Source organism: Candidatus Odyssella thessalonicensis L13 (assembly GCF_000190415.1).
In the GTDB taxonomy this organism is placed as follows: Bacteria; Pseudomonadota; Alphaproteobacteria; order Paracaedibacterales; family Paracaedibacteraceae; genus Paracaedibacter; species Paracaedibacter thessalonicensis.
Genome location: NZ_AEWF01000016.1, coordinates 1 through 13,295, shown reverse-complemented (window position 1 = coordinate 13,295; position 13,295 = coordinate 1). Strand labels below are relative to the sequence as shown.

The 13,295-nt window shown below is 39.0% G+C and carries 9 protein-coding genes; 5 read left to right on the top strand and 4 right to left on the bottom strand.

Translation table 11 applies throughout. The annotated features are described in order from the left end of the window. Window positions 1-95 precede the first annotated feature (95 nt). A complete protein-coding gene (locus tag HMO_RS15140; RefSeq protein ID WP_010304466.1) occupies window positions 96-3,122 on the bottom strand; it encodes a Tn3 family transposase in 3,027 nt (1,008 codons plus the stop codon). Window positions 3,123-3,280: 158 nt separating this feature from the next. On the opposite strand from HMO_RS15140, the gene HMO_RS0113175 reads away from it, so the two are divergent. Further along, window positions 3,281-3,607, top strand: a complete 327-nt coding sequence (locus tag HMO_RS0113175) for a hypothetical protein (protein ID WP_029449183.1) — start codon at window positions 3,281-3,283, stop codon at window positions 3,605-3,607. 3 nt (window positions 3,608-3,610) lie between these two features. After that, window positions 3,611-4,165, top strand: coding sequence for a recombinase family protein (locus HMO_RS0113170; protein WP_010304461.1), 555 nt, complete (start codon window positions 3,611-3,613; stop codon window positions 4,163-4,165). Window positions 4,166-4,283: 118 nt separating this feature from the next. Here the strand turns inward: HMO_RS0113170 and HMO_RS0113165 are convergent, their stop codons facing one another. The 3 genes from HMO_RS0113165 to HMO_RS0113155 form a co-directional block, all read right to left on the bottom strand. Next, window positions 4,284-6,485 (bottom strand): copper-transporting P-type ATPase, encoded by a 2,202-nt coding sequence (locus tag HMO_RS0113165; RefSeq protein WP_010304459.1) that lies wholly within the window; start codon window positions 6,483-6,485, stop codon window positions 4,284-4,286. Between the two features lie 13 nt (window positions 6,486-6,498). After that, the gene (locus HMO_RS0113160; protein ID WP_010304457.1) at window positions 6,499-6,786 is read right to left on the bottom strand and encodes a metal-sensitive transcriptional regulator; all 288 of its coding nucleotides are present in this window, start codon (window positions 6,784-6,786) and stop codon (window positions 6,499-6,501) included. Between the two features lie 127 nt (window positions 6,787-6,913). Continuing rightward, complete coding sequence (locus tag HMO_RS0113155) at window positions 6,914-7,765, bottom strand: hypothetical protein (protein WP_010304456.1); 852 nt, start codon at window positions 7,763-7,765, stop codon at window positions 6,914-6,916. 144 nt (window positions 7,766-7,909) lie between these two features. On the opposite strand from HMO_RS0113155, the gene HMO_RS0113150 reads away from it, so the two are divergent. The 3 genes from HMO_RS0113150 (at window position 7,910) to HMO_RS0113140 (ending at window position 13,005) form a co-directional block, all read left to right on the top strand. Further along, window positions 7,910-9,568 carry an efflux RND transporter periplasmic adaptor subunit gene (locus tag HMO_RS0113150; RefSeq protein WP_010304454.1) on the top strand — a complete coding sequence of 553 codons (1,659 nt, stop codon included), beginning with the start codon at window positions 7,910-7,912 and terminating at the stop codon, window positions 9,566-9,568. A 14-nt stretch (window positions 9,569-9,582) separates the two neighbouring features. Next, window positions 9,583-12,675 carry an efflux RND transporter permease subunit gene (locus HMO_RS0113145; RefSeq protein ID WP_010304452.1) on the top strand — a complete coding sequence of 1,031 codons (3,093 nt, stop codon included), beginning with the start codon at window positions 9,583-9,585 and terminating at the stop codon, window positions 12,673-12,675. A 126-nt stretch (window positions 12,676-12,801) separates the two neighbouring features. Continuing rightward, a complete protein-coding gene (locus HMO_RS0113140) occupies window positions 12,802-13,005 on the top strand; it encodes a hypothetical protein (RefSeq protein ID WP_010304450.1) in 204 nt (67 codons plus the stop codon). Window positions 13,006-13,295 lie beyond the last annotated feature (290 nt).

Sequence of the window (13,295 nt, the reverse complement as noted above, 5' to 3'; positions counted from 1 at the left end):
TGGGGTTTTTTACCCAAAGCCGCGAAAATTTTGACGGCCTAGCTGAGATCCACCCTACACCTTGTTTTTATGGTCAAAGTTGATTTTTGGAGAGCTTAAGAGATCTTGAATAAGTTGTTGTAGATCAATGTTTTTTCTTTTGGGTAAAATTCATATCTCCCAACAAAATTGATATGCTGCCAGGCTACTGGAGATAAACGCTTTATCAAGTCACAACTTTCTTTATCACCTATTCTTTCATAGTACTCATAAAGGCAGGATAAGATGGATGCATTATAAAAAATAATACAATTAGCAACCAGCCTAGTGCATTGGTTATGAATTTCTAATTCTATTTCGTTTCTGCCTGGGATTTTATTGCCAGAAACTTTTCGTATTGCAGCCATTAGTTGGTGATAGGCCTCTCCTCTATTTAAGGAACGATGAACCTGTGAGCGCATGTCAGGCAAATCAATATAAGACAGCATATATAGACTCATAATGATTTTATCAAATTCAATTAGAGCCTTCAGAGTAGGGTTAAGACGTTTATAGGAAGATAGTTTTCGGATAATAGTAGCCTGGGTTGTTTTTTTCAGAGCAAGAGAGGCAACAATTCTTAAAGCATTATTCCATTCTTTAATAATAAGATTCTCATTAATCTTATAGCTCGGTTTGATGAACAAATCTTTGTATTCATCTGGATTTTGAAAACTTACCAAGCTCTCTTGGGCTTTTTGATGCAAACTTGTAAATCGCGGCATAAACTGATAGCCAAATAGATATAACAGAGCAAAATTTACCCGATTGATGCTATGCATATCACCAGAAATAGCTGCAGGCTTAATATCACTACTGTTATTATAAACGATATCTAGCAAGTGATGGCTTTCATGTTCATTTGCGCCAATAATCTTACTATTAATGGGTAAATGATTGGCAACAAGGCTATAGCTTGAGATACCTTTTCCGAAACCAAAATATTTTTTAGAGTGTCGAGATATGAATGTTTGGTATTTCGTTTCGACTTTTTGCCCATCGACGCTGGCAAGAATGCCATAGTCTGTAAGGCTATAAAATTTAAAAATTGATAGCTTAGCAATTTCATTCACTAGAATATCATTTGCTTCTTTTAATGTAAAAACACGGAAATAGGTACTGTGGATGGCATCCATGGAAGACATGGTTATATCCGAAATTCCAGCCATTTTTCTGGAGCCAATACCTGTACCTTCTGCAATAATGCCAGCTACTAAGGCATTTAAATCTATAGGCTTTTTAGCCTGGTGAGGAAAGAGTGGGGTAAAAGCCTTATAAAAATTGGTGTTTTCTATCGCAAACCGCACGACCTCACTCAGGCTAGCATTGGATATACTTTCATAGAGAGGATTGTTAACCGCTTCGTCTTGCTTCTTGTAAGGAAGTCTCCAGGAGATGCTATTTTGTTTAGACTCACGAAGCTTAATATGTTTGTTGTGGCCATTTTTTATATTGTCGTTTATTTCCTTATATCTTTGGGATAAGAGTCCATTTAACTCCTTCAGCATGACCTTAATAGGTTGTTGCAATATTGGTAGATTAAGCTGCTGAAGAACCTGTTCCCAGGTATTGGCCCAATCAGAATAAGGAATAAGATCTTCTTCAATAGAGCGATGCTTTGTACTTAGCGGTACAAAAACCTGTCCTGCTTCAAGTTGCCGTTGTAATTGAAGGTAAAGCATAAACTCATAAGGATGACCATCTATTGTCTTCCTTTTAGAGTGCTTATTTTTGCCGCCTCTTATCGTGATGTAAGTTAAAAGGGCTTTTGGGATAAACTGAGTGGGGATGGTTTCATAGGAATAACCCATAAATGATGGTTTGCTTTCAAGATGTGTCCTCATAAATTCTATTCCATCTTCAATTGGATTGGCTGGGGTGCTCTCAAACTGAATAGCTTTAAATATAGGCCGTAAGTTTAAAATGAAGGATTTAGACTGGGCTTGAATATATTTCCAGATTAAGCGAGTCTTTCTGCTGTTTGCTTTTAGTAGCTCTTTAACGAACTGGTCTATTTCTTCTTTAGGTACAATTTTAAAAGCAGCAGGTCGAAGATCTTTATCGGTTAAATACTGATCTATATATAACCGAGCCAATTCCCCTGCTTTGAGAAGAGTTTTATTTTTTTGATTTTCCTCCTTGTCCATTTGCTCTCTGGCAAGCAGTTCGGCATCATTGTAAAATTTACGCGTGCGATAAATAAAAAAAGTAACTAAGTGGTCATTAACTTTTAGGAAGCGGTCGTGCGCGAAGCAAAGCAAATATAACCGTGATAGACTTGGTTTCATTCGTTTAAGCTTGTAGGGAGTATAATAAGCTGCGAAGTTTGCATAGTGTTCCATATTTTTAGGAGAGAGATTTAATTCTGGTAAGATATGACGTGTACGCAGGCATATGTCTATCAAATCTTGTTGTTTGGAGAGCTCTTTCCGCATTTCAGTAGTGCTAAAATTTTTTGGATCTTTCTTCAGCAGAGTTAAACGATAAAAAGTATCATCTTCCTCAAGTAGCCTATCTAAAAATGTCTGAGTCTCTTTATCCAGGAGTTCAGATATTTTATTAACCAATTTTTGTTGCTCTTCTTGCAAAGCTTTTGATATTAGAGTTTGGATTGTTGTGTAGCCTGGCTTAACAAGCCGTTTTTCATGACAAAATTTTAGTAACCCTTCAAAAATAAAAAGAGGAGAGACATGAAGTTTAGTAAGGCTAATAGCGTGATCATATAGTTGGAGGTGATCCTTTGATTTCGCTTGAGCATAATTATATAAAGCTAAAATTCTCTTCTTGTTTGTATAATGCTGATAATTACTAAGCTGTTTTTTAGGGAACTTCGTTTCTGGAAAATAACGATTGATGATATACCATGCATCATGACGGACTTCCAGAAATGTAAAATCAAAGAAATACCCCCTCGCTTTAAAATATCCCAACTGCAAAATAAAATTAATCCTCACAGCAACACTGGCAAGTTCATCCACTATTTTCCTTTCAACAGATTTAAGGTAAAAGAAATCAGCGCGTTCATTATCGTTAAATGAGGGAATGCCATATAAGTGAGTAATTTCTTCTGAAGTTAAAATAGTTAAGCGCTTGCTATTCGTCATATTATTATTCTCAAAAATGCTCGTTTTTAATAAAGGTTGATACCTTCTTATATGGTGATGGTTAGCCTAAGTGTCTAGATTCTCGAAAACCTTTCTTGAAATAGATTTCTCGTTTTGTTAATCTCTCAATGAGATTTGAGAATATGGATATCTTCTTTATGAGTCGCAGTTATAAAAAAACCACAATTGTGGGATGGACAACGTGCCAAAGTGAACGATTTGATAAATTTATTTGGCACAAAAAGTGGCGCTTGAAGGAAAGACTTAAGCTGGCTGCATTAAAGGACAATGATTTGGATAACCATTTTACCACGCTCCCAGAGGAGGTTAGTAACCCCTGGTCTATGGGCAAAGATGGGAAATACTATTTTGCTTTAGTTGAGCAATTAAAACTTTCTGAAAAAATTGCTAATAGGCGAGGCAACAGCCCTCAAGAGCGCTTATCTTTGAAGAAGCGCCTTGTACACAAGTGGATGGGAAAATAGAAAATGCATATCGGCTATGCACGCATTTCTACCTCAGATCAAAATCTGGATCTTCAAATAACGGCTCTAAAAAAAGCAGAGTGTAAAAAAATATATGAAGACCAGCTCAGTGGCCTAAAGGCAGACCGCCCTGGATTGCAAAATGCTCTAGATCAACTGCGTGAGGGAGATACCTTTATTGTCTGGAAGCTTGACCGATTGGGTCGTAGCGTTAAAGGTTTAATTGACTTCGTTTCAGAGTTAGAAAAGAAAAAAGTTCATTTTAAAAGTCTTACGGATCATATTGATACCAGTACCCCCATGGGACGGTTCTTCTTTCATATTCTAGCAAGCATGGCGCAGATGGAACGGGATCTTATCGCTGAGAGAACCCGAGCAGGTCTTGATGCGGCAAGACAGAGAGGCAGGGTTGGAGGCCGCAAACGACAAATGACCCTCAGTAAAATAGAATCTGCCAAAAAATTATTGGCTAACGGTATTCCACCAAAAGAGGTTGCAAACAACCTAGGAGTTTCAATTCCTACACTCTATAGGTGGGTGCCTGCACAGAAGATATAAAATGTTTTTCATTATATGTAACTTGATAGTATAATCTAATTTTTTCTCTACAAAGTAACACATGGGAAACGTTTTACCCGCGCTTAACAAGATACTGATGCGGGTAAGAGAATGTGGCCTAAATCTTTACCTTGGTTAACCGAGCGGCATTTAATATAACGGAAACAGAACTTAATGCCATAGCAACGCTAGCTATAACTGGGCTTAAAAGCATACCAAACATGGGATATAATAAACCGGCAGCAATAGGGATAGCTAGAGCATTATATCCAAAGGCCAAGAAAAGATTTTGTTTAATATTGCGTAAGGTCACTAAGCTTAATTGATGCGCCTTGGTGATCCCGTCAAGATTACCTGACATTAAAGTTAGCCCTGCACTTTCTATGGCTATATCCGCACCTGTTCCCATCGCAACACCAATGTTAGCTTGAGCCAATGCGGGTGCATCATTCACTCCATCTCCGACCATGGCAACTATTTTACCCTGATCTTGAAGCAGACGAACATAGTCATATTTTTCTGTTGGTAATACATCAGCCTTAATCTTAGAAATACCCAATTCCTGTGCGATTGCTTTAGCTGTGATTTCGTTATCTCCTGTGAGCATTATGACTTCCACTCCCTGCTCTTGAAGTTTTTTTATGACTGGTTTTGTGGACTCTTTAATGACGTCTGACACAATGATTAATCCACAAAATTCATAGTTAATAGAAACAAAAACAACTCCCTGACCAGCCTTACGATACTGATCTATATTTGTAGCTTCTGGTAAGTTGATACCCAGTGAGTACATGAAAGCCTCATTACCGACAGCAACAAATGCATTATCTATTTTGCCTTGTACGCCTCTTCCTGTGATTGACATAAATTCTTGAATTTCTTTTAGCGTTAGTCCCTTTTTCTGTGCATCTTCCACAATGGCAGCTGCCAGTGGATGCTCACTACCTTTTTCGAGCGTGGCCGCGTATAAAAGAATTGTCTCTGGATCTTGAGCTGAAACATTTATGATTCGTGCCACTTGAGGCTTTCCTACTGTTAAAGTTCCAGTTTTATCAATCACAAGTGTATCTATTTTGGCCAGAGTTTCTAATGCTGTAGCGTCCTTAATTAGAATCCCTTCCCGTGCTCCCCGACCCGTTCCAACCATAATTGACATAGGGGTTGCTAAACCAAGAGCACAAGGACAAGCAATAATCAGCACTGCTATACTAGCTACCAGGGCATATGCCATTTTCGGTTCAGGACCCCAAATGTACCATATAACAGCCGTCACCAACGAGATACCAATGACTATTGGTACAAAATAGCCCGACACTTTATCCGCTAATCGTTGGATAGGGGCTTTAGTGCGTTGAGCCTTTGTGACCATTGCCACAACTTGAGCTAATACCGTTTCATGCCCTACCCGCTCAGCTCGTATAATTAAACTGCCGTTCATATTTAATGTTCCTGCCATAACTTTATCACTAACGCTCTTTTCAACAGGTATGGACTCGCCAGTAATCATAGCTTGGTTGATGGTGCTGGTTCCTTCAACAACGGCCGCATCTACTGGAATTTTATCACCGGGTCTGATTCGCAATAAGTGACCTACTTTGATATGTGATAATTCAATTTCTTGTTCAGTCCCATCTGGCATAATGATTCTTGCAGTAGGTGGGGTTAACTCTAATAACTGCTGAACAGCTTGGCTCGTTTGTGAACGGGCTCGTAGTTCTAATACTTGACCTAATAGTACAAGTGTCGTAATAACAGCAGCCGGTTCAAAGTAAACCGCCGCGGCATCAGACATCAGTAAATAGGAAGTAAAATAAGGGACTACTAATACTGTCAAACTGTACAAATAAGCAACCCCAACTCCTAATCCAATTAAGGTGAACATATTAAGGTAACCACTTTTAATAGATGCCCACGCCTTTTGCCAAAATGGCCATCCACCCCACAAAACAACAGGCGTAGCAAGTAATGCTTGAAACCAGTTAAAGTAAGGACTGGTTGCTAAGTGTTGCAGCCATCCAACAGGAGAAAAATGCATTCCCATATTGATCAGTAATAGCGGAATTGATAGAATCGCAGTGAACCAGAATCTTTTACTCATATCTTTAAGTTCATGCTGCTCGTCGTTGGAGGCGAAAGCGTCTGAAGGTTCTAAGGCCATCCCGCACTTAGGGCAGCTTCCTGGACCTAATTGTTGAATTTCAGGATGCATGGGACAGGTGTATACGAGCCCTGTTTGAATATCTTTCAATGCCATATAATAACTTTCCTTTTGCGAAGGCTGGCCACTTGAACAACAATTGTTTTCAGAATGATTTTCCATAATTAAGTCCTCCTTAATCAAATCTTTTAATCAATTCTCTAATTTCATCAACTTTCTGCTTTTTTGCTTCCAAATTGTCCCCTAGAAATGCGTCAGTGACACATGTTGATAGGTGTCGGTCTAAGATTTGCAGCTCAATATTCCGCAGAGCCGCTCGAGCTGCTCGTAGTTGAATAAGAATATCACCGCAATATCGATTCTCTTCGATCATGCGTTTAATACCTTCAATTTGCCCGGAAATACGATTTAAACGTGGTAAGTCTTGTTTATGACTGGGATGTTGGTGACAATCTTTATCCATTTTAGGTTAATCCTTTTATATACCCTATATGGGTATAATATATACCAGGGTGGGGTATAGTCAATAGGTTATAAAAAAACATGCTTAGATTCAATCCAAGCATGTCGCTAGAGTGTTTATCTATCTCTTAGTTAGATTCTATATTAATTCCAAAAGGGACAAATAGTTCTTTTCCATTTAGTTTAACTTGAGCAAACAGTTTAATAAATCCTGGAGCAGAAGGTTCCAAGTGAAATTCTAATTCAGGTCCGCCACGATCCGTCTCTTTTGTTGGCTCATCTCCCATGGGGTGAATATGGACAACTGATTGCAGACCTTCACTAAACCCTACAATATGAGCATACGCAGCCATAATAGGTTCTAGCGTTTTGACTGAGTCACCTTTTGCATCAGTAACAATAATCTTGCCCATAACAGGTTTACCCGCTACAAGCTTATCTTGGTCAAATGATAACTTGAAAGTATAGCCCTCAACCGTGCTTTGCAATGATACGTTTTTATCAATTGGGGCGCCTTTTTCCCCTTTAATCAAATCAGAAGTGACATACTGTTGCTCATTAGTTGCTACAGGAACTAAATCGGCCCAAAGCTTATAGCTTCCTTTAGCTTTTGGGGTCCACTCAAATTGATAAACTCCTGGTTCCTTGGTAGCTTTAGGATGAATATGATGATAATCGGTAAGCGAGTCATCCACAATCAACAGATGCACCTTTTGCGTATGGGCTTCCTTGAGGTCATTTAGGGTAACGGGTTGATCATCTGTAATTTTTGTCAATTTAATTTGGGTAAGCTTTTTACTTACCTGATCTTCCTGCTTTAATAAAGAGATTTTAATGGTGGCTTGTTTTTCAGCTTTGGGATGCTGATGTTCCTCTGTTTTTTTTGCAGCCATCTCAGAATGATTATGTCCTGTATGGGCACTAACCAGTGCGCTTCCCAGTAATAAACTAACGGCTGTGTACTTAAACAGTTTTATCATCCTATATTCCTTTCTCAAGATTGATGCCTTTTATATATTAATATTGATTATTAATTTTTATCTAACAAAATAAATTTTAAGAAAAGTTAACTTTTTCTCTGTTAAGCTTTTACAAGGAAGCATAATACTTGGCTGGTAATTGAGATGTTTAACAAGATTCTTACATATAGCTTTTTTCTTATATGTTTAAGTGTAAACCCTCCTCTTGTCACTGCGCATACAGGCGAGCCTCATGCTTCTGAACCAAAAGAGCAGACTACCCAAAAACCAAATGGGTTACGTTTGCAAAAAACGGGGGAGACTTTTGAAATTGTCGTTGCAATGGCATCTAAGAAGACTCCTAATACGACGATCTATCTTAGCGATCCTGATTCTAACCGTCCTATCAGCGAGGCAGAAATAATATTGAGCTTAAACTCAACTACCATAAAGGCAGAAAAGACTGACAAAAAAGGAATTTATCAGGCAGAAATTCCATTAGATTCTCAACAATTACTAACCCTTGATATTCAAAAAGAAGAACTTAAGGAGAAGTTTACCTTTGAGAACATTTCAATGCCGCCTTCTCCTTATTCTTTTTGGAGTTGGATTTTTAAACTCGGTACAGTTCTCCTGGTTTTAGGGGGGGTGGGATTTGTAGCTCGAAAGGAAATTATCTCACGCCTAAAAGCGCTTTTTTCTGTTAGCGTCTTTCTTTTCTTCACCATGCCTCATGCCATAGGACACGGAGATCAAGACCATAGTAGCGAAAAAGAGGACTCCAAAAAGCACGCTCCTCATGACGAAGATAAAGACCAACACGTTATCGCTGCTTCTTCAGGAGGCATAATTGTTCCCAAAGAACTCCAATTTCATCTGGGCATTGTGACTGAAAAAGCTTCTGAAAAACCTATTAAAGGCACAATTCGTTTGGTGGGCACAGTGATAAGTGATCCTGCAGGCTATGCGCGACTTCAAGCCACACAAACAGCACGTGTTATTAACCACCCCGATTATCCTTTACCCCTCCCAGGGCAAGCTGTCAAAGCTGGTCAAGTTATTTTAGCGGTCGCTCCAACTCTTACCACTGTAGAGTCAACAGATCAGAAAAATGCCCTTTATAAAGCAGAAAGCGAGATCACTCAACGCCGTAAAGAAGTGGGACGTTTAGAAAAGCTCGGGCAATTTGCTGCTAAAAAAGATCTTGAAAACGCCCAATCAGAATTAGAAAGAGCGCTCAAGCAGAAGGATGAAATTACAAACGGAACTTTCAAACCTGAACTTTTGAGAAGTCCTATAGATGGATTCATCTCCGATCTCCATGTAAGACCAGGAGAAATTGTTACATCTGATAAAACAATTGCTGAAGTTGTTGACCCAAACAAGCTTCTTGTAGAAGCTTTGGTGTTTGATCCTGACATTGCTAATCAGATTAATGGAGGGTACATTTTTTCCCCTTTAAAACCCTTGAAAACAATTAATGTTAAGATTTTGGGGATAAGCCCGAAAGTCGATCGTGAAGATCAAGCTATCCATATTCAATTGAAGCCAGATACAATTGATTCGGATATTAAACTGGATATGACTGTAGAGGTCGTTGGCGAATTGAAAGAAACAAAACCAACATTAGTGATCCCGCAAAAAGCTATCGCTGAAGATGCCGTAGGAACTTGGATTTTTGTCCATACGAATCCAGAAACCTTCGAGCCAAGAAAGATTCGTATCCGGCGTCAGCTTGCTGATATGGTCGAAATTGAGGAAGGGTTGTTGCCTGGCGAAAGAGTTGTGATTGAAGGCGCTTACCTTCTCAGTCAAGCAAAGTAGAGGAAAAGAATATCATGTTTGATAAGATTATTCATTTCTCTTTAAAATATAGACTCTTTGTTATCTGTGCTGCATCCCTCTTAGTAGCTTACGGTATTATAACCGCCAAACATTTACCCGTTGACGTTTTACCGGATCTAAATCGCCCCATGGTCACGATTATGACGGAATCAGCAGGATTGGCTCCTGAAGAAGTCGAAACTCAAGTCACTATTCCCTTAGAACGTTCTCTCTCTGGGGTTCCAGGTCTTGTAAGAATGAGGACAGTCTCTGGAATTGGTTTATCAATTATTTTCCTTGAATTTGATTGGAATAGTGATGTTTATCGTCAACGTCAACTTGTCTCAGAACGATTAGCAACCATAACCAATGAACTTCCCGCTAATGCAGTCCCGATTATGACTCCTATTACCTCCATTATGGGCGAAATCATGTTATTGGGTATCTCTGCCGAAAAAGCTGAGAGGACACCAATGCAATTACGAACTCTTGCCGAATGGACGATTCGTCCGCGTTTACTCAGTATCCCTGGCATAGCTCAAATCACGACAATTGGGGGAGAGGTTAAACAATATCAAGTTCTTATCGAGCCGACTCTTCTCCATGGATATAAGTTACCAATCAGCGAAATTGAATCCAGCCTAAAAGATTTTGCAAAAAATACAACAGGCGGCTTTCTAGAACATAATTCACAAGAGTGGCTCATACGTCATATTGGATTGACAACTGAACTTTCTGAATTGAAGAAAACATTGGTAAAAGTTATTGATGGAACACCAATTGCCTTAGAAAATCTTGCAGATATTAAATTGGGCCCTGCGGTTAAAAGAGGTGATTCGAGTATTGATGGAAAACCTGCTGTCATTTTAGCCATTCAAAAACAACCTTCTGCAAATACATTAAGCCTGACAGAGACAATTGAGACTGTGGTTAAAGACCTAGAAAAAACCCTTCCAAGTTCTGTCAAGCTTCACCCTCAAATTTTCAGGCAGGCAGACTTTATCGAAAAATCTATTGGAAACGTTGAAGAAGCGTTAAGAGACGGGTTTATCCTCGTCACTATTATCTTAATTATATTTCTTGCCAACACTCGGACTACCCTGATTAGTTTAAGTGCAATTCCTTTGTCGATTATCATTACAATGGTTATCTTTAAATGGTTTAATATGTCTATTAACACCATGACCTTAGGAGGACTTGCAATCGCCATTGGAGAATTAGTGGATGATGCAATTGTTGATGTCGAAAATATATTTAGACGCTTGCGAGAAAATAAACATCTCGCTACTCCCAAGCCAGCTTTGGACGTGATCTTTGAAGCCTCTAAAGAGATCCGCAATTCTATCGTCTATGCGACTTTAATTGTTATTCTTGTTTTTATCCCTCTTCTTGCATTGGATGGTGTTGAAGGGCGTTTGTTTGCCCCTCTGGGAATTGCTTATATGGTCTCAATTGGGGCTTCTTTATTCGTGTCTTTAACATTGACGCCAGCTCTTTGCTATTATCTCCTTCCTAACGCCAAGGCTGTTGAACATCATGACTCTTGGTTAGTAAGACATCTCAAGGTTTGGGATACAAAGCTATTGAATTGGTCTTTAAGCCACCCACAGAAGATTTTCTTTCCCACCCTCTTAGCATTTATTGTTGCCTTGATAAGCATTCCTTTCTTAGGCAAAGGATTCTTGCCTCCCTTTAATGAAGGAACACTTACCATTAATCTTCGTCTGCCTCCAGGAGCCTCTCTAAGTGAGTCCAATAAAATAGGCACTCTCGCAGAAGTGAGCTTAAAAGAGATTCCAGAAGTCATCTCTGTGGCACGAAGAACCGGACGAGCTGAACAAGATGAACATGCAGAAGGCGTCAATAACTCTGATTTAGAAGTGCTCTTGAAAAATGAGGGTCGAGAAAGAAGCCTTATTATTTCTGAAGTCAGAGAAAGACTATCTGGCATCCCCGGTGTAATTTTAAATATTGGCCAGCCTATCTCTCATCGTCTTGACCATATGATGTCAGGCGTCAGGGCAGAAATTGTCTTAAAAATATTTGGGAATGATTTAAAGATTTTACGCCAGAAAGCCGAAGAACTTAAAAGTGAACTCTCAGGAATTTCTGGCCTTGCTGATTTACAAATTGAGCAGCAAGTCAACATACCTCAAATCCAAATTCGCCCCGATCGAGTTAAATCCTTGCTTTATGGCGTCAATACCAATGACCTTATCACCTCTCTTGAAACCCTATTGAATGGAAAAACTATTACAAAGGTTAGAGAAGGAGAAAGACCTGTTGATCTTGTTTTAAGGCTCAGTGAGAAGTGGCGTAATCGTCCTGATCTTCTCTCTCACGTCCTTATCGAAGGTAATAAAGGGCTTATTCCTATCAACAGGGTGGCCATTATAGATAAGACAGAAGGCCCCAATATGATTAACCGTGAAAATCAACAAAGACGACTCGTCGTCATGGCTAATGTAAGTGGCCGCGACTTAAACTCAGTGGTATCCGATATCCAGAATAATATAAAAAAATTATCACTACCTACAGGATACCACATTGCCCTAGAAGGTCAGTTTAAAAGCCAACAAGAAGCCAATCAGCTGATTATGATTTTAGGGATATTCTCTTTAATCCTTATATACCTGGTCCTTTACAGCCATTTCAAATCCTCTTATTTGGCTTTGGTAATTATGGCTAATATCCCTATGGCTCTTATTGGTAGCGTTGCAGCCTTATGGCTTAGTGGTCTTGACTTAACCGTTGCCAGTCTAGTTGGGTTCATTACCTTAACTGGAATCGCCTCGAGGAATGGAATTTTGAAGATATCTCATTATATTCATCTTATTAAACATGAAGGAGAGAGCTTTACAAAAGAAATGGTTATCCGGGGGTCTTTAGAGCGGTTAACGCCAGTGCTAATGACAGCTTTGGTAGCCGCCCTTGCCCTTGTCCCCCTCCTACTTAATGGACAGGCTCCAGGCAAAGAAATTCTCCATCCTGTGGCTATTGTTATTTTTGGGGGACTTATCTCCTCAACTTTATTAGATACCCTCCTTACGCCTGTTATTTTTTGGAAGCTGGGAGAAGCAAAAATTACTAAAGCATTAGAGGATTGATCATGAAAGATACTATCTTCCAGATACCTCTTCTATCCCTTTAAGGCTTGAGTGTTAATACAAACTTAATAATACTACGGTAAAGTAAAACTGTATTATACAAAATATCTTTCAAGGGAGCTTAAAATGAATCGCGCCATCAAAACAATTGCTTTTGGACTTGTACTATCTCTCTCACCGCTATATGCACATGCTGATAATTCACATGATTCCCAAAAAGAAAAGCAGGTATCCGACGAAAAAAAGACCTCTGAACAAAAAGGTAAAGAAGAGCACCAACACTCTATTAACCATGAGGGCAGAGAACCAGGTGCAAAAGGAAAATACTAACCCCTACATCATCCCCTTCTAAAAAGAAGGGGATCTTTCAGTTAACGAGGCAGTATTTGTCTTATTTAAGAGTGATTCTTATTTTAAAAGAGAAACTCTGCAAAATACTAATCACCCCTTTTATGCATTAATAAACTACTTACATTAAGTCAAATATACTCCTATTTCTACGTAAGATTAGATAGGGACTATCTTTCCTCATAGAAATCAATTTTTTATAAGAAAAGTAAAGTGTAGTGCGGATCTCAGCTAGATAGTCAAAATTTTCGCGGCAATGGGCAAGAAACCCC

Coding starts and splice junctions, on each gene's coding strand:
- HMO_RS15140 (WP_010304466.1), bottom strand. CDS start 3,122: ATGACGAATAGCAAGCGCTTAACTATTTTAACTTCAGAAGAAATTACT.
- HMO_RS0113175 (WP_029449183.1), top strand. CDS start 3,281: ATGAGTCGCAGTTATAAAAAAACCACAATTGTGGGATGGACAACGTGC.
- HMO_RS0113170 (WP_010304461.1), top strand. CDS start 3,611: ATGCATATCGGCTATGCACGCATTTCTACCTCAGATCAAAATCTGGAT.
- HMO_RS0113165 (WP_010304459.1), bottom strand. CDS start 6,485: ATGGAAAATCATTCTGAAAACAATTGTTGTTCAAGTGGCCAGCCTTCG.
- HMO_RS0113160 (WP_010304457.1), bottom strand. CDS start 6,786: ATGGATAAAGATTGTCACCAACATCCCAGTCATAAACAAGACTTACCA.
- HMO_RS0113155 (WP_010304456.1), bottom strand. CDS start 7,765: ATGATAAAACTGTTTAAGTACACAGCCGTTAGTTTATTACTGGGAAGC.
- HMO_RS0113150 (WP_010304454.1), top strand. CDS start 7,910: ATGTTTAACAAGATTCTTACATATAGCTTTTTTCTTATATGTTTAAGT.
- HMO_RS0113145 (WP_010304452.1), top strand. CDS start 9,583: ATGTTTGATAAGATTATTCATTTCTCTTTAAAATATAGACTCTTTGTT.
- HMO_RS0113140 (WP_010304450.1), top strand. CDS start 12,802: ATGAATCGCGCCATCAAAACAATTGCTTTTGGACTTGTACTATCTCTC.